The sequence below is a fragment of the Isoalcanivorax pacificus W11-5 genome (assembly GCF_000299335.2).
Lineage (GTDB): Bacteria > Pseudomonadota > Gammaproteobacteria > Pseudomonadales > Alcanivoracaceae > Isoalcanivorax > Isoalcanivorax pacificus.
Genome location: NZ_CP004387.1, coordinates 1,367,825 through 1,384,651, shown reverse-complemented (window position 1 = coordinate 1,384,651; position 16,827 = coordinate 1,367,825). Strand labels below are relative to the sequence as shown.

At 56.4% G+C, this 16,827-nt stretch carries 14 protein-coding genes; 6 read left to right on the top strand and 8 right to left on the bottom strand.

Annotated features, from left to right (window positions below):
• The first annotated feature begins 8 nt into the window (after positions 1–8).
• From S7S_RS06160 to recQ, 6 genes are all read left to right on the top strand, one after another.
• Positions 9–938: a metal-dependent hydrolase gene (locus S7S_RS06160; protein WP_008740461.1), complete on the top strand. Its 930-nt coding sequence runs from the start codon at positions 9–11 to the stop codon at positions 936–938.
• Between the two features lie 53 nt (positions 939–991).
• Positions 992–1,828 carry an SDR family NAD(P)-dependent oxidoreductase gene (locus S7S_RS06155; protein WP_008740459.1) on the top strand — a complete coding sequence of 279 codons (837 nt, stop codon included), beginning with the start codon at positions 992–994 and terminating at the stop codon, positions 1,826–1,828.
• A gap of 19 nt (positions 1,829–1,847) precedes the next feature.
• Complete coding sequence (locus S7S_RS06150; protein WP_008740457.1) at positions 1,848–3,359, top strand: flavin-containing monooxygenase; 1,512 nt, start codon at positions 1,848–1,850, stop codon at positions 3,357–3,359.
• Between the two features lie 239 nt (positions 3,360–3,598).
• Positions 3,599–3,847 (top strand): type II toxin-antitoxin system HicA family toxin, encoded by a 249-nt coding sequence (locus S7S_RS06145; RefSeq protein ID WP_008740455.1) that lies wholly within the window; start codon positions 3,599–3,601, stop codon positions 3,845–3,847.
• On the top strand, positions 3,847–4,212 hold the full coding sequence (locus S7S_RS06140; protein WP_008740453.1) for a type II toxin-antitoxin system HicB family antitoxin: 366 nt from the start codon (positions 3,847–3,849) through the stop codon (positions 4,210–4,212). The genes S7S_RS06145 and S7S_RS06140 overlap by 1 nt, the downstream gene beginning before the upstream one ends.
• A gap of 87 nt (positions 4,213–4,299) precedes the next feature.
• Positions 4,300–6,105, top strand: coding sequence for a DNA helicase RecQ (gene recQ, locus S7S_RS06135; protein WP_008740450.1), 1,806 nt, complete (start codon positions 4,300–4,302; stop codon positions 6,103–6,105).
• A gap of 880 nt (positions 6,106–6,985) precedes the next feature.
• Here the strand turns inward: recQ and S7S_RS19205 are convergent.
• The 8 genes from S7S_RS19205 to S7S_RS06095 form a co-directional block, all read right to left on the bottom strand.
• Positions 6,986–7,330, bottom strand: coding sequence for a hypothetical protein (locus tag S7S_RS19205; RefSeq protein WP_082027646.1), 345 nt, complete (start codon positions 7,328–7,330; stop codon positions 6,986–6,988).
• Positions 7,331–7,656: 326 nt separating this feature from the next.
• Positions 7,657–8,028: a hypothetical protein gene (locus S7S_RS19560; RefSeq protein ID WP_144401608.1), complete on the bottom strand. Its 372-nt coding sequence runs from the start codon at positions 8,026–8,028 to the stop codon at positions 7,657–7,659.
• Positions 8,029–8,037: 9 nt separating this feature from the next.
• Positions 8,038–8,925: an RHS repeat-associated core domain-containing protein gene (locus S7S_RS18795; RefSeq protein WP_052269212.1), complete on the bottom strand. Its 888-nt coding sequence runs from the start codon at positions 8,923–8,925 to the stop codon at positions 8,038–8,040.
• Positions 8,926–8,973: 48 nt separating this feature from the next.
• Positions 8,974–11,811, bottom strand: coding sequence for a hypothetical protein (locus S7S_RS06120; RefSeq protein WP_144401607.1), 2,838 nt, complete (start codon positions 11,809–11,811; stop codon positions 8,974–8,976).
• A 41-nt stretch (positions 11,812–11,852) separates the two neighbouring features.
• Positions 11,853–13,045, bottom strand: a protein-coding gene (locus S7S_RS19195) for an IS3 family transposase (RefSeq protein WP_144401581.1) whose coding sequence is annotated in 2 segments (ribosomal slippage) — positions 11,853–12,737 and positions 12,740–13,045 — 1,191 coding nt in all. Because the reading frame shifts where the segments join, the coding sequence is not laid out codon by codon here.
• A gap of 33 nt (positions 13,046–13,078) precedes the next feature.
• A complete protein-coding gene (locus S7S_RS06105) occupies positions 13,079–13,861 on the bottom strand; it encodes a hypothetical protein (protein ID WP_008738021.1) in 783 nt (260 codons plus the stop codon).
• A gap of 281 nt (positions 13,862–14,142) precedes the next feature.
• Complete coding sequence (locus S7S_RS06100; protein ID WP_008738011.1) at positions 14,143–15,009, bottom strand: hypothetical protein; 867 nt, start codon at positions 15,007–15,009, stop codon at positions 14,143–14,145.
• Between the two features lie 241 nt (positions 15,010–15,250).
• Positions 15,251–16,771 carry a fumarate hydratase gene (locus S7S_RS06095; protein ID WP_008738009.1) on the bottom strand — a complete coding sequence of 507 codons (1,521 nt, stop codon included), beginning with the start codon at positions 16,769–16,771 and terminating at the stop codon, positions 15,251–15,253.
• Between the last annotated feature and the right edge of the window lie 56 nt (positions 16,772–16,827).

The window sequence follows — 16,827 nt, the reverse complement described above, 5'->3', positions numbered from 1 at the left end:
GACTGCCCATGAACACCGCGACCATTCATCAATATGTCCCGAAGCATACCCCTGCCAGGGCCGACGTCCCGATCCGCCATATGGATTTCCGGTTTGAGGCCAGCGAGGCAGATACCCGCTTCTATCTGAATACGGAACTGGCCACCGCCTATTTCGAGGCACTGTCGATCTTCCTGACGTTCGGTGAAGATCTGGTGATCGATACCGCCCGTCATCACCGCCAGTTTCTCAAGGACGCCGAACTGAAGCGGCGCGTGACGTCGCTGATTGGCCAGGAGGCGATCCACTCGAAAATGCACAATGAGTGGAACGATGTGCTGGCACAGCACCGCTTCCCGGTGGCCTTTTATCGCTTCCTGGCCCACAACGTCTTCAAATTCGGCTTCAAGAAACTGCCGCACCGCCTGCAACTATCACTGATGGCCGGCATCGAGCATTTCACCGCTGTCATGGCGGAGTTCTTCATGAAGCATGAAGAGATCTTTTTCGAGACGGATGACGAAAAGCAGCGTGCCCTGTGGATGTGGCACATGCTGGAAGAATCCGAGCACAAGGATATCGCCTACGACGTCTACCAGACACTGTCAGGCAGCTATCCACTACGGATCAGCGGCTTCGCACTGGCCTTTGTCACCATTCTGCTCCTGGTGCCTCTCGGCGGCGCGGCCATCCCGGTCATGCGTTCGCCACGCAACCTGCTCAGCCTGCGTTACTGGAAAGATGTGCGCCGCAGTGTTGGCCTGCTGTTCGGCCCCAGGGAGGGCGTCTATGGCAGCACCATGGGGCATATCCTGGATTACCTGCGCCCGGATTTTCATCCCAATGACCACGACACCACTGCCTACCTGGAATACTACAAGGAACGGCTGCTGCACCCTGAAACCGGCCTGTTGACGCCCTATCTGGTCAAGGAATTCGTACCCGCAAAACAAGTATGACGTTACCGGTCCACACCGCAGGATGCATGACACCAACGTTGCGTGAGTGCCTTATGATGAATTTTCTGAAACAGCGCTTTGCCAAACCCAGCAAGCAGGCCTACGCCGTGGTCACCGGTGCCGGCAGTGGCATCGGCAGAAGCTTTGCACTGGAACTGGCCCGGCGCGGCGGCAGCATCGTCTGCGCCGATATCAACCTGGCTGCCGCCGAGGAAACCGTTGCATTGATCGAGCAGGAAGGCGCCACGGGCTTCGCACTCCGGTGCGATGTCGGCAGTGCCGAACAGGTGCAGCAGCTGGCCGAACAGGCGGAAGTACTGTTGCAGCATCCTGTCACGCTGGTGATCAATAACGCCGGCGTCGGCCTGGGCGGCAAGTTCGATGAACTGAGCCTGGATGACTGGCAGTGGTGCATGAACATCAACCTGTGGGGCGTGATCCACGGGTGCCATTACTTTGTGCCGGGCTTCAAGAAGCAGGGCCGTGGCGCCATCATCAACGTGGCATCGGCGGCATCCTATACGGCCGCTCCGGAGATGAGCGCATACAACGTGACCAAGGCCGGTGTGCGGGCCTTGTCGGAAACCCTGTTTGCCGAACTGAAACGGGACAACATTCGCGTCAATGTACTCTGCCCGACCCTGGTGCCCACCAACATCATCAAGGATGGCCGTATTCCGGAGCGCTATTCCCGGCTGGCGAACCACGCCCTGATGAACTACGCCTTGACCACCAGCGATGCCGTGGCCCGGCTGACGCTGAACCGTCTGGACAAGGGCGAGCTGTACACCACCCCGCAGGTGGACGCGAAACTGTTCTGGATCATGAAGCGGGCCTCACCCGACCTGTACGCCAGGTTCCTCGGCTTCTCCTATCGTTTTGTCAAATAAACCAACAGAGACCACGACCATGGCAGAGAACAACAACCCGGCCTCTGCGGCAACCGTCCACGACACCTTCATTGTCGGCGCCGGCATTTCCGGCATCGCCGCAGCCATCAAGCTGAAGCAGGAGGGTTACCACGACTTCCTGATCATCGAACAATCGGATCGTGTCGGCGGCACCTGGCGTGAGAACACCTATCCAGGCTGCGGCTGTGACGTGCCCTCGTCCCTGTACTCCTATTCCTTTGCCTTGAGCAGCAAATGGAGCCGCCTGTTTGCCAAACAGCCGGAAATCCTCCGCTACCTGGAAGACGTCAGCGATCACTTCCAGATCACACCGCTGATCGAATTCAACACCGCACTGGAAAACGCACGCTGGGATGACAGCCGCCACCTGTGGGTGCTGGATACCACGCGCGGCCAGTATCTGGCGAAAACCGTCATCTTCGCCACGGGCCCGATCACTGAAGCACAGATTCCCGCACTCCCTGGCCTGGACGGCTTTCAGGGCGAAATGTTTCATTCCGCCAAATGGAATCATGACTACGACCTGACCGGAAAACGTGTGGCAGTGATCGGCACCGGGGCGTCGGCCATCCAGTTTGTGCCAGAGATTCAGCCCAAAGTGAAAGAACTGTTCGTATTCCAGCGCACCGCGCCCTGGGTACTGCCGAAGCCGGACCTGCCACTGGGCAACATGAGCAAGCTCGCCATCGAGAAGTTGCCGGCCATCCAGCGCGGCTGGCGCAAGGCGGTGGCCAGTTCACTGAACGTGATCAACTTCGGCCTGCGCAATCCCGGCGTCCTGAAACCGGTCAGCGCGGCCGCCAGGCAGTTGCTGAAACTGCAGATCCGGGATGCGCGTCTGCGCAAGGCGGTCACACCGGATTTCACACTGGGCTGCAAGCGTATCCTGTTTGCCAATAACTATTACCCGGCCTTGCAGGCAGACAACACCACGCTGATTCCCCACGGCCTGGTGGCCGTGGAAAACAACACCGTGATCGCCGCCAATGGCGAACGTCATGAAGTGGATGTGATCATCTGGGGCACCGGCTTTGATGTCTCGCATCCCCCGATCGGCAAGAAAGTGTTCAACGCCAACGGGGACCGTATCTCGGACCTGTGGAAAAACAGCTCGCCGGAAGCCTTCCTCGGCACCAGCCTGGCGAATACCCCGAATGCCTTCCTGGTTCTGGGCCCGAACGTGCTGGTGTATGACTCCTTTATCGGGCTGGCCGAAGCACAACTGGACTACATCATTGATGGCCTGAAAAAAGTCAGGGCACAGGGCATCAGCAAGTTCAGCATCAAGCCGGACGTGCTGAAACAACACAACGACAAGGTGCAGAAACACCTGCAGACCACCGTCTTCAACAGCGGTGGCTGCAAGAGCTACTACCTGGACGCCAATGGCCGCAACTTCGCGGCGTGGCCCTGGTCACTGGCGACCCTGAAAAAACGGCTGAAGACCTTCCCGGTAGAGGCCTACGACGTGGTGTACGCACAGCCGGAGACACTGCGCGCAGCATCCTGACGTATTCAGTGGCCCCCTCGCCGCAGGGGGCCATTACCCCTCACTCCCCTGCCCCACTACCCGCCAAAAGCTCGCACCACGCAGCGTCACGCGCTGACGCACACCGTGGCGAATATCGCACATCCCCCGTATCGCCCGGCGGCTAAGGTCGACGTATGACCCGCAGGACAGAATCATGCAACTAAAATCAGTTGCAATACTCTCTCCTGCCCCTTAGCATCCACCCGGAGTGACGTCCTATGACACGCCACGACCTCCTGCTGGCCCGGCTGCGCGACACACGCCGCAGCTTCACCTGGCGGGATCTGGACACCCTGCTCGGACGCCTGGGCTACCAGCGCACCGAAGGCCGCGGTTCGCGCGTCAGGTTCTGCAACGGCAATCCCGCTGCCCTGATCTGCCTGCACCGGCCCCACCCGGGCAATGAGCTGAAACTGTATGCGCGCCGGCAGATCCTGGCCGCGCTCACAGCCGGAGAACTGATCTGATGACCGCCATCGTGAAATACCGTGACTATTACGGCTCCATCGAAGCCAGCCCGGAAGACGGCTGCCTGTACGGCCGCCTGCTGTATATCCAGCCACTGGTGAACTTTGAGGGCCGCACTGTGCCGGAAACCGAAGCCGCCTTCCGTGCCGCCGTGGACGATTATCTGGCCGATTGCGAAGCCCGGGGTGTGCACCCGGAGCAACCCTGCAAAGGCACTTTCAATGTGCGCGTGGGTCATGCGCTGCACCTGAGCGCCGTACAGGCCGCCACCCGCGAGGAGATTTCCCTGAACGAACTGGTGCGCCGCGCCCTGGAGCAATACCTGCATCCAAGTGGACAGGCCCGCTATGTCGCTGAGCCCTGACCGACAACCACCATCGGCAATCACTGACATCCTGCCGGGGACAAATCGCACAGCAGAGCCACCGGCCAGTCTGTATACTGCGACGCCATGACTGAGACACCCCTGACCATCCTGGAACGCGTTTTCGGCTACCACAGCTTCCGTGGCCACCAGCAGGCAATCATCGAGACCCTCTGGCACGGCAACGACGCCCTGGTACTGATGCCCACTGGCGGCGGCAAATCCCTCTGCTACCAGATTCCCGCCCTGCTGCACAGCGGCACCGGCGTGGTGATCTCACCGCTGATCGCGCTGATGCAGGACCAGGTGGATGCCCTGCACGAACTGGGCGTACGCGCCGGCTTTCTCAATTCCTCGCTGGGCCGCGAGGACATCATCGCCACCGAGCAGGCGCTGCTGCACGGGCAACTCGACCTGCTCTACATCGCCCCCGAACGGCTGACCCAGCAGCGCACGCTGTCGCTGCTGAAGCAGATTCCGCTGGCCCTGTTCGCCATCGACGAAGCCCACTGCGTGTCGCAATGGGGCCACGATTTCCGCAGCGAATACCTGCAACTTGGCCTGTTGCACGAACAGTTTCCCGACGTGCCGCGCATTGCCCTCACTGCCACTGCGGACATGCGCACCCGCGAGGAAATCGCCCGGCGCCTGCAACTCACCGATGCCGCACACTTCGTCAGCAGTTTCGACCGGCCGAACATCCAGTACCGCATCACCCAGAAAAGCAATGCCCGCCAGCAACTGCTGCGCTTTCTGCGCGCCGAACATCCGGGCGATGCCGGCATCGTCTATTGCCTGTCGCGCAACAAGGTGGACACCACCGCCGAATGGCTGCAGCAGCAGGGCTTCAACGCGCTGCCCTATCATGCCGGCCTGCCGGCGGCACAGCGCCGCGATCACCAGCAACGATTCCTGCGCGAAGACGGCGTCATCATGGTCGCCACCATCGCGTTCGGCATGGGCATCGACAAACCCGACGTGCGCTTTGTGGCTCACCTGGACCTGCCGAAAAGCATCGAAGGCTACTACCAGGAAACCGGCCGCGCCGGCCGTGACGGCGAGCCTGCCACCGCCTGGCTGGTGTACGGCGTGGAAGATGTCATCAAACTGCGGCAGATGCTCGAAGGCTCCGCCGGCTCCGAAGACCACAAGCGCAGCGAACGGCAGAAACTCGACGCCATGCTCGGTCTGTGCGAGATCGTCAGTTGTCGACGACACGCCCTGCTGACCTACTTCGGCGAAGCCAGTGACGCACAATGCGGCAACTGCGATGCCTGCCTGCACCCGGCCCGCACCTGGGATGCCAGCGACGCCGTGCGCAAGGCATTATCGTGCGTATACCGAACCGGCCAGCGCTTCGGCGTCAATCACCTGATCGACGTGCTGCGCGGCAGCGATAACGAAAAAGTGCGCCAGTTCGGCCATCAACATCTGAGCACCTACGGCATCGGCAGCGACCTCCCCACCGCCGGCTGGCGCAGCGTCTTCCGCCAGCTGGTGGCGCGCGGCCTGCTGCGGGTGGATGTGGACGGTTACGGCGCCCTGCACCTCACCGAAGCCTGCCGCCCGATTCTGCGTGGCGAAGAAGCCGTACATCTGCGCGAGGACGTAAAAGAAGCGGCCGAGCGCAGCCGCAGCAAACGGCATCAGCCTGCACTGCCGGAAGAAGACCGGCCATTGTGGGAAGCCCTGCGCAAACTGCGCAAAACGTTGGCCGATGAACACGGCGTGCCACCATACGTGATTTTTAATGATCGAACGTTGACAGAAATGGTAGAGCGGCGGCCGTTAAAAGAGAACGAGCTTTTGAGCGTGACCGGAGTGGGTGAAACCAAGCTGGAGCGGTTTGGGGATGCGTTTTTGGAAGTGATTCGGGAATTTGAATACGGATAGTTCATCGGCCAATCCATACGGATTTTTTGATACAGGCCGTGCGGGCACTGCTGGACAGCCAGCTATATACATATTCCAAAACGGGCAATATAGAAAAAGCTTAGGTTTCAGATTTAAAACGGCCTTCTTTCCTAAAGCGATTTTCACCGCAAATTCACCTTTCTCACCGCACGGAGCGAAACTGCCATCAGAAAACACTTCCTGCCAGTTCAGGAGAGACTTGCGATCCATCTCCTCAGTAACGCCCATCCGGCATTTAGCCAGGCGCCCAGTCTTCCTAGAACTGCAAACGGCGCCAGCAAGTGCTCGGCGATGGGTAGTGGCCAGCGTTGAAGCTCAGGGGGGCCCGATCTGTGAACCTGACCGCGTCTGGCGACAACATACGGCCCACTTCCTGGTCGTACCACCGGCCCCCCGCATTGATCAGACCAAGCGCCTGGTCTTCATAATGGCCCGTATAACCAATACCGCCTGCGCTCCCCGACACCTCTGCCTGGCACCAAACGGTTCGTAGCGTGCCTCGAAGCTCGTCGCACCCGCCTGGGTACGCCCCATTACCGGGGAGCCGAGGTGATCCGTATGGATATAGGTCACCGCGACGGTCTGCGACAGGGCAAGTTGCGTCGGCCCCAGCAGCACTATCCACAGCATTGTCCGTAGTGAATGCTTCATCAACGCGGTCGTTCTCTCCTTCCCGGACTAGACCGGGTTCCACCCCGGCTTTATTGAGTGACGGCTCTTTTCGCAACAAGGCGGTGGCCCAGGTAGATATATTCCTTGTAGCCCTCCTGCGAGCCTCCGCCGTACTGATATGTAGAAACCAATCCCCACGAAAGAATTTCAAAAATAATCAGCAGGAAAATACACAGGAAGCACACCATCATGCCCCTTGCCCCTGACGAGGAATAAATATCTCAGCTTCAGAGGATATCCTACTGCTTTGGCACACCGCTGAAAGAGTCACCAAGGAATTTCCATAAAGTTGAAAGTGGATGTTCCCGATTTCGTTCTGATCGTCAAAAATTACCGACATCTTTATGTCGCCATCGACGTAGCTTTCAATACCAAGATAGCTTTCCAAAAAGCTAAGTCCTAGTGACTGAATAAGATAGTTCTTTATATCTGCGGAAATTCTAGCTGGGCCATCAAACTCCCAACCGTCATCATTCAAAATTTTTCTAGCTCCGATAGGAACAATGAAAGCAGCCTGATATCTTCCCTTCATCACGCTACCCCCACATCTTCAATGGAATTTTATCTAGGCCAGCTTTTTTGGCTGCCTCTGTGCGGCGATGCCCATCCTGAATTTCAAGCCTTCCAGTATTCGAGTTTCGCCATGCATCGACTGGTTCGCTTTGATTGACCCCATTCTGCTTCATATTTTTTTGGTCGTTTAACCTGAGGCCCTGACATCTCAGCCGTGGCTTGCGTTGGAATGAGATTGCGCGGATTCTCCTGAATCAGGCCATGCCCCCTCTGGCCACCGGCGCCCCCATAAGTGACTTGCCATGAAAGTCAGAAAGAACAAGCAAAGAAAACGAACCAGAATGCTCATGTTAACCACTCTACTTTAGGAGGGGGCGAATTAATTATCACCTCACCCCAGTCCCCTGACAGATGATATCCTTCTGAAGACAGTTGAAAGGAATCGATATTTCCATAATCTTCATCATCATCGGCATCGGTAAAAGGTCGCATATTTCTGTTTAGCCATTTAACATCTTTCAACTCTTGAAAAATAATTTTTCCCTTTTTGTAGCAATACTGTTCGCCTTTATGTGGCAGCGAATACATCGGATGATCTTCGGTCAGCACCATCTCAACAGTGAATGACACTTGATTCTCAGACTCTTCAATTCCAATAACGAAGCCATCCTCCAGGTAAACATTTTTGAAATTATCCCACTCGAAATATTGGCTCATTTCACACCCCTACAAATCGAAATCAATTGTAGTGTGATTTCCAGGACTTCTTCGAGTCACTGGATTGCCAGCAGGATCAATTCGCTGCCCTGATGCATTACGCAGCTCCACATGCGGATTTGCACTACCTGGTGCGCGAGAACTACCTTGTTTTATTGTCAGTCTGTTGATGCCATTTTCGTCAACATACTTCAGTGGGCCATTTGCAGTCTGCGAAGGCTTCCATCCCTGTTGCTCAGCAAACTTTTTAAGCTCACTTGCTTTTGGAGTACGTCCCGCCTTGAAAAGGTCATCTACGCCCTTTGTAACCCCACGCGCCGAAGCAGAGGCAATAACCGTGCCCCCTCTGGCCACCGGCGCAATCGCCAATACCCCGACCCGCTCCAGGTTAGAGCGTGTCACCGGCTCCTCACCCACAGCCGGCGCGTTGGCATACTCACTGAACGTCAGAAGCGCGCCGATACCCGCCACAGCCAGAACTGGCAATACCCAGTTGCCATCCGGGTCGATATACCGGTAGGGATTGTTCAGTCCATACGCATACCGGTTGAAGCTCAGGGGCACCCGATCTGTGAACCTGACCGCATCCGGCGACAACATACGGCCCACTTCCTGGTCGTACCACCGGGCCCCCGCATTGATCAGACCAAGCGCCTGGTCTTCATAATGGCCTGTATAACCAATATCACCTGCGCTACCCGACACACTCTGCCGGGCACCAAACGGTTCGTAGCGTGCCTCAAAGCTCGTCGCACCCGCCTGGGTACGCCCCATTACCGGGGAACCGAGGTGATCCGTATGGATATAGGTCACCGTGACGGTCTGTGACAGGGCAAGCTGCGTCAGCCCCAGCAGCACTATCCACAGCATTGTCCGTAGTGAATGCTTCATCAACATGGTCGTTTTCTCCTTCCCGGACCATCCAGACCGGGCTTCAGCCCAGTTTTATTGAGCGACCGCTCTTTCCGCAACAAGGCGTTGACCCAAGTAGATATATTCCTTGTAATCGTCCTGCCCATCCCACTGGAACATCAATTTACCGTTGGCGCCATACATCGAGTATTCCAGGCCGCCACTGTCGGTGAAGGTCTTGGCCACTCTGCCCCGGGCGTCATATTCCATGATGGTCCAGCCACTGTAGAAACCGGCAGGCTGATATTTATAGAGCTGATTATTGATATCCCGCTTCAAATCGTGGACACCATTACTACCCACTGCGCCGAAGTAATAATCGGGGTAGCTATAGTTTCTCGTTACCGCACCGGAGACTGCCGTAAGTCTATTGTCAATATCGTACTGATACAGGGTGGAGCTCGCCCCGTTATTCACCGAGAGAACATTGCCCAGCCCGTCATAATCAATGGTTTTTGCCCCCCAAAACCCTGACGCCGAGACAAGCTGGTTGGCGCTATCGTAACTGAGAGAAACTGTGTCGGATGGGTTGTTCAGATCAGCCGATGAAATCAAATTACCCGCCGGATTGTAGGCCAGCGTATGGTTCATCAATACTGTGCTACCGGCATCGACACGGAATCCTGCCAGACGATGATAGCCGTCCACGCTGGAGGAATAGATATCACCATTACCAAATTGCAAGGTGGAAGGCATACCATTCACATGATAACCAGAGACCGTCGCATAACTTCCCGCCGAGAGTGGCCAGCCATACGAATTGGGATTGTGCAGAACCACTTCGCCAGATGGATAGGTGGTGCTGGATAGATGGCCATCCGGCGAATACGCGTAGGCCAGTGCAAACTGGTTGGCATCGACATGGAGGCTTTCGGAAAGAAGCCGTCCTTCCGCATCGTACGACATTTGCCAGGTTACGGGATGATCAACAATATCCGTCAGGTAGTATCCCTCGAGGGATGGAATGTATTCATATATCTCTTCATTACGGTTTCGCTCAGACATCAGCATATTGCCCACTGTGTCATAGGTGTAATCTTCACTCCACCGGTTGCGCACAATAGTATCCTGAAGATCGTCCAGAGGCTCCTGGATATAGGCAGTGGCATACATTCCGGTCTTTCTGTTCATGGCATCGTACTGGTACTGGATATTCAATCCGGATTGCCCACCCAGATCCGGGGTAAAAAACTCTACCGATATGTTTCCAGCCGTGTCGTACCCGTAAACCACCTCACCCGTCTCCGGATCATGGATACTGGCCAACTGGTTATAGTTGTAATAGGCATACAATCTCTGGATATCGGCCTGCGATACTCGCACGACTTCCCCGGCGGAGTTTCGTTCAATCACAATTTCATCAAGGTCATCCACCTGGATGCTCTCCAGCTCCCCCTCATCCGGACTGCTATAGGTGGCATAGGAATATATGGCCAGGTTTCCCATCTCGTCCTCTACCGTCTTGCTACCCGGCCCGTATGAAAATAATTTGTCACCATCATCGTGCTCTATCCTGAGCAGGCGGCTGTACCCATCGTAGATATATCCAAATTCAGAGCCATTGACCGACTCCTCCGTGACTCTGTCTTCATGGTCGTATGACCTGGCGATGCTAATGGATGGAGAGCCGGTTCCGGATATCTGCTCCTGGTATACGCGGCCAAAACCGTCAAAATGCTTGGTATTTTCGTATCCTTGCCGGGTTATTTCGACAGAATTGGCCGACCAGGAAAGCGCTATTGGTGCCGAAGCCGCCGGAAATATTCCTTCCAGGCGTCCTATGACATCATAGGACCATGAAGTGATTCCATTTGCATTTTCCTCACTGATTACTCTGCCGTAGGAATCCATTTCTCTTTCTATAAAGCCACCATCCGGGAAGCTGATATCTCCGGCCTTGCCATATTCATAATTTGAATAATTAAAGGGTGCGTTATTTCCTATCTGTTCGGAAGAAATTTCCCCTTCAGGTGTTCTGGCATAGTATGCCCAGCGGCCATCCTCAAAGGCTTCTATAACATTCCCGTTGGCATCCATGTTGTATAGGAAGGCAATCTTCTGCCCGTAATTCCATTGGCGGATAATACCTACTATCCATTTATCCAAGTCATAGAAGAATCTGACTCCCTCTTCCCGGGTACCAGATGGCCCGGTCCTGGTAATCGTCTGATAAAGCTGCGGAGCGGGATGCCACCCCTGCGCCAGGAAATCACTATACTGAGTAATATAAGTTCTGGATTCACGTTCTATCTGTTTTTCCGTCAGGTACGGTATCCGATATCTATCGTCAAAATGAATATAGAGTCCCGTCCCCCTGTTGCGCTTGTATGTTTCCTGCGAGACCTGTTGACCTTCCCAATAGTATCGCTCGGTAGAAGGCACACCACTCACGGGGGTATACTCCACCGAATCCAGCAAACCGATCTTCCAGACCGCCCCACTCTGACCACCCGATATCCCAAAATGCCGATACAGCGTCACCCCGTCATCACTCGTCACGGTAGTAGTGTCACTGACAGGTGAAGAGGCTGTTTGCGCGTATGTGTATGTCTCGGATGAGACTGGCACCGTCCCATTACGGCGCTGATACTGGTTCACCACGATGTTCCAGGTTGTATCCAGAACATCGGCATTGAATTGTTGCAATCCGTAGGTAAACTCATGCACTCCCCCGTGGGGGTTTGTCACGCTGCGCAAAGACCCCGCTCCAGAAGTTCCAGCCCCATTATAGGGCCAATAATCATAAGTCCAGGAAAGCCCCTCTGGGTCCGTGACCTGCGAAAGATACCGCGTCCTTCCTGCGTCCCCAAAATCGCCCGAAGCGTAACTGTAAACCCAGTCATCACCGTCATAGCTTATCTGTGTCAGCAAGGGGCTGTGATCTTCCCCCGATAAAACGGACACGCTTCATTTCACGCTGCCATTCTCTCGTATTCCACCGGGCTCAAATAGCCCAGACCTGAGTGCAGCCTGCTACGATTATAAAATTGGTTGATGTATCCCGACAGCGCCAATCGGAGCTGATGCTCGGTATTGAATTCCTCTCCATGGATAAGCTCTGCCTTCAAACTGTGAAAGAATGATTCCATATGGCCGTTATCCGTACAACGACCCGGTCGATTCATACTACTGCGAATACCGTGGCGCTCAAGCTCATTCTGCAGGAGGTGGGCGCCATACTCGGAGCCACGATCTGAATGGAAGATCATCCGCCGCTGCGGCACTCTTACTCTCAACGCCTGCTTGAGTGCCCGCAACGTCAGTTCTGCTGTCTTGTTCTTCCCCAGAGCCCAACCCACAATTCTCCTGGAGTAAACGTCCATCACCGTGGCCAGGTAATGCCATTCTTTCGCCACACGGATATAGGTCAGATCCGCCACCCATTGCTCATTCACTCCAGCAGGTGGCCCCGAATCCGCCCGAAGATTCTGATGGCGGGCGAAGAATTTCTCTATACCAGGCACCCGTCGATAGAGTGTTGCTGCCCGGCCAACCAGCCCCGCGTCCCGCATAAGCCGCTCCACGCGCTTTTGCCCCACCCGGATGCCTTGTCGAGCCAGTACTTTATGGACCCTTGGGCTGCCGTAGCGACCCTCACTTTTCCTGTGAGCCCGCTCGATATAGCCGGCCAGTTGGCGGTCCTCAAGCGCTCTCGCGCTGACAGGACGCTTCAGCCATGCGTAGTAGCCGCTCCGGGAAACCCCAAGCCATTCACACAGGTATCTGACACCTAGTTCTCGTCCGTGGACTTGGATGAATCCAAATCGCTCTGATGTTGTTCCGCCAGATACCGTTGCCACTTTTTTAGGAGGTCGTTCTCCTTTTTGAGGCGTTCATTCTCGCGTTTTAGCCGGGCCGTCTCGTTCAGCTCGGCGGCCCTGGGTGCTTTGGGATTCTTCATCACATCTACACGTTTGCGACCGTCAGACCTGATCTTGCCTTCCCGATACTCTTTACGCCAGCGCGATAGCATAAAGGGGTGGATGCCAAGTCCCTCGGCAACCTGCTGGATCTGGATTCCCTCCTGGTAGCTCATCTCGACGGCGCGGATCTTGAAATCGTCCGCATACCGCCAAGTTTTTCTTGGATTGTTGTACTTCGGCATTTCTACACCTCATCGGTTAGGAGAAGGTGTCCGTCAAAGCGGGGGAACTACACTGTCGCCTGAACTGCCCTGATAGGCGAATGTCACAATACGCCCATCGCCAGCCGATATCTGAGTCATCACCATGCCCATACCACCTAACGTTCCGGTTGGTACATAGCTGATATCCAGAGTATTTCCGTTTCTGTCGGTCACTTTAGTGACATACCAGACAGCCGGATAAGCAGTATCCGGCTCATAGCTAAAGGCATCAAAATCGTATCTCCTGCCATCCGGAGAGCGCATATAGAAGGTGCCATCCTGATTGCAATAGACCAGATCATTTCTTGATGATACGTATTCCGCCCCAAGATCAGCACTGACAGGCAGGGTCACAAACGCCAGCGCACGTGTGCTGCCGTCTCCCGCCACATATACAGGGTTACCTGACATAGTGGTGCTCCACAATCGGCTGCACATTCTGTCTGGGTCGGTAATTCGTATTTGCCCGTAATGCATACTCCAGCCAGCCCCAAGATAGCTGTATTCCGGAATAACGCCTGGATCAAGCGAGGTATAAGTTCTCTGGAGGATGATATCCAGGCCACCGTTCCCCGGTACCACCACATCTTCTGCGCGGGCAACCAGCTTGCCGGAGAATTTATCTACCGTAACCTGCGCCACATCACCGAAGTAACCAATCGAGGCGCTTAGAGATGGATCCGAATAAAAATCCGGAAGAAGGTTTTCGACATCCAAGGGGTCCGCCTGCGCACCTCCCCCTGACAGCATCATGATCACCGGCAAAAATAATATTAATATGACACTGGATTTCATTTCCCACCCCAGATATCCGTTTCAACTTTGAACAGATTAAAATCGAGTACCGGGATGCTCGTACGTTTTTGCCCTCATTCTTTGTAGGAAATCTCTTACAATGTCTTTTTTGCGGGACAAGTCATATTTTCTTTAATATCATAAAGCCCTGATTCAGAATTCCATTATCGGATAAATAAAACCTCTCCCTAAAAAAAATATAGCGACTAATCATATCTCCCAATCAAAGCTTCAGTTTCGATTGGCTGTTTCCGCTATAACCTCGCCGCACATTCGCCTTCTCAAAACAACCCGCCTTCTTGCGGACAACTCTCCGCTGTCAGGTTCTGCGACAACACAAACCGGTCTGCATCGGTACGCGCCTCAATATCCGCCACGCGCAGATAAGTCATGCGCCAGTATTCAGGGTTTTCCACAAAGCGGGATTCAATCGCCAGGTCGCCACGGGGCAGTTCGGCCTCGCGCATGATCACGGTCAGGGTACGGCCCGAACGGGCGATCTGATAGCCCTTGTTTGGATACGCCAGTTCGATACAGGACAGGAAAGTCTTCAGGGTGGTCTTCAGGGGTTGGCTCAGATTGTGCGCGATCGGCTTGTCCGGCACGCCGGCCAGCTCGCGTTGCACGTTGGCCTGGCTGATACGCTGCAACAGCGCTTCGCGCCGCTCCCGCTCCTTCTGCTCCGCCGCCGCCAATTGCGCGCGCAGCAGTTCTGCCTCCTGGCGCCGGCGCTCGGCCTCGCGCCATTCCTGTTCGCGGGCTGCTTCCACCGCCTGCCACTCGCGCGCCATCATTTCGGCAATGGCGCGCTCTTCTTCAGCCCGCAGGCGTTCGGCTTCTTCTTCCTCGGCTTTCATGACCTGCGCAGTACAGGCTTCCAGGACCAGTTCGAATTCTGTTTCCGGCAGCATCAAGCCACGTGTATGCAGGTCACCGAGATAGGCACAAGGGCCATGCAGCGCACCCAGTTCATCGATTCCCGCATAGGTGAGCCCGCCGACGCGTGCCGGAGGCGTCACCTGGGGCACCCAGGGCATCACCACATCGGAGATCGGGGTACAGCCAGCCGCCGCGAGCAGCAAAGCCAGCAAGGCACAGACGCCGCACGCACGGGCGCGGCGGCGCAATAACACAGCAGTCAAAAACATCCGCACGACCAAAACAGACAGATCAATCCGTATTTTGACAGGTGTGTTGCCGCAGTTTCCCTTGCGGCAACCTGAATAACAGGATGATCGCAACACGTCAGCCATGCTGGCGTGCAGCCATCAAACGGCCCTTGTTATACCGGATTCGACCGGCAACGTCATTGCCACCAGAGGTCGCGATGGCAACAGTGGCGCACAGGCCATAAAAAACACGCCCCTGTTTCGGGGCGTGTCGGCTGGCTCAGGCGCTTTCGGTGACCGGAATTCTGCCGATCTTTGCCTGCCAGATTTTCGGGCCGGTGCGGTGCACTGAAGTGCCTTCGCTGTCGACGGCCACCGTCACCGGCATGTCCTGCACGTCGAATTCGTAGATGGCTTCCATGCCCAGGTCCTCGAAGGCCACCACACGGGAGGACCGGATCGCCTTGGATACCAGGTAAGCCGCGCCACCCACGGCCATCAGGTAGACAGCCTTGTTGTCGCGGATCGCGTCAATCGCGGTCTGGCCACGCTCGGCCTTGCCGACCATGCCGATCAGGCCGGTAGCTTCCAGCATGGTGCGGGTGAATTTATCCATCCGCGTCGCGGTGGTGGGGCCAGCCGGGCCCACCACTTCGTCACCGACCGGATCGACCGGGCCGACGTAGTAGATAAAGCGGTTGGTGAAATCCACCGGCAGCGCTTCGCCTTTGGCCAGCATGTCGACCATGCGCTTGTGCGCCGCATCACGGCCGGTCAGCAGCTTGCCGGACAACAGCAGCGTGTCGCCGGATTTCCAGGTCTGCACTTCTTCCGGGGTAATGTTGTCCAGATTGACGCGCTTCGACTGGCCATCGTCGCCCCAGGCGATGTCCGGCCATTCGTTGATGTCCGGGGCTTTCAGATCGGCCGGGCCACTGCCGTCGAGCACGAAATGCGCGTGGCGGGTAGCGGCACAGTTGGGGATGATCGCCACCGGCTTGTTGGCGGCGTGGGTCGGGTAATCGACCACTTTCACGTCCAGCACGGTGGTCAGGCCACCCAGGCCCTGGGCGCCGATCCCCAGCGCGTTCACTTTCTCGAACAGCTCCAGACGCAGTTCTTCGGCGCGGGTCTGCGGGCCACGAGCCTGCAATGCGTGAATATCGATCGGGTCCATCAGCGATTCTTTCGCCAGCACCATGGCTTTTTCTGCGGTGCCGCCGATACCGATGCCGAGCATGCCCGGCGGGCACCAGCCGGCGCCCATTTTCGGCACCTGCTCCAGCACCCAGTCGACGATGGAATCGGACGGGTTGAGCATGGCGAACTTGGATTTGGCTTCACTGCCGCCGCCCTTGGCCGCGACCTGAATGTCCACAGTGTTGCCCGGCACGATGTCGTAGTGAATCACGGCCGGGGTGTTGTCTTTGGTGTTGGCACGCTTGCCGTCCGGGTCGGCCAGCACCGACGCACGCAGCACGTTGTCCGGGTGGTTGTAGGCGCGGCGCACACCCTCGTTGATCATGTCGGTCAGGCTCATGTCGCCTTCAAAGGTCACCTGCATGCCGACCTTGCAGAACACGGTGACGATACCGGTGTCCTGGCAGATCGGGCGGTGTCCGGTGGCGGACATGCGCGAGTTCACCAGAATCTGCGCCATGGCATCCTTGGCCGCCGGGTTTTCCTCACGCTCGTAGGCTTCGTGCACAGCGCGGATAAAGTCCACGGGGTGGTAATAAGAGATGTACTGCAGGGCATCAGCGACGCTCTGGATCACGTCGTCCTGGCGAATCACCGTCATGGGTCACTCCGGCTCGGGATATCGGGGGCGCGCATTATAGCCTGATGGCGCCCCGG

Bases quoted from the DNA above. Each gene is read 5' to 3' on its own strand.
- recQ (WP_008740450.1), top strand. From the start codon at position 4,300: ATGACTGAGACACCCCTGACCATCCTGGAACGCGTTTTCGGCTACCAC.
- S7S_RS06155 (WP_008740459.1), top strand. From the start codon at position 992: ATGATGAATTTTCTGAAACAGCGCTTTGCCAAACCCAGCAAGCAGGCC.
- S7S_RS06160 (WP_008740461.1), top strand. From the start codon at position 9: ATGAACACCGCGACCATTCATCAATATGTCCCGAAGCATACCCCTGCC.
- S7S_RS06145 (WP_008740455.1), top strand. From the start codon at position 3,599: ATGACACGCCACGACCTCCTGCTGGCCCGGCTGCGCGACACACGCCGC.
- S7S_RS06100 (WP_008738011.1), bottom strand. From the start codon at position 15,009: ATGTTTTTGACTGCTGTGTTATTGCGCCGCCGCGCCCGTGCGTGCGGC.
- S7S_RS18795 (WP_052269212.1), bottom strand. From the start codon at position 8,925: ATGTTGATGAAGCATTCACTACGGACAATGCTGTGGATAGTGCTGCTG.
- S7S_RS19560 (WP_144401608.1), bottom strand. From the start codon at position 8,028: ATGAGCCAATATTTCGAGTGGGATAATTTCAAAAATGTTTACCTGGAG.
- S7S_RS19205 (WP_082027646.1), bottom strand. From the start codon at position 7,330: ATGAAGGGAAGATATCAGGCTGCTTTCATTGTTCCTATCGGAGCTAGA.
- S7S_RS06140 (WP_008740453.1), top strand. From the start codon at position 3,847: ATGACCGCCATCGTGAAATACCGTGACTATTACGGCTCCATCGAAGCC.
- S7S_RS06105 (WP_008738021.1), bottom strand. From the start codon at position 13,861: ATGAAATCCAGTGTCATATTAATATTATTTTTGCCGGTGATCATGATG.
- S7S_RS06095 (WP_008738009.1), bottom strand. From the start codon at position 16,771: ATGACGGTGATTCGCCAGGACGACGTGATCCAGAGCGTCGCTGATGCC.
- S7S_RS06150 (WP_008740457.1), top strand. From the start codon at position 1,848: ATGGCAGAGAACAACAACCCGGCCTCTGCGGCAACCGTCCACGACACC.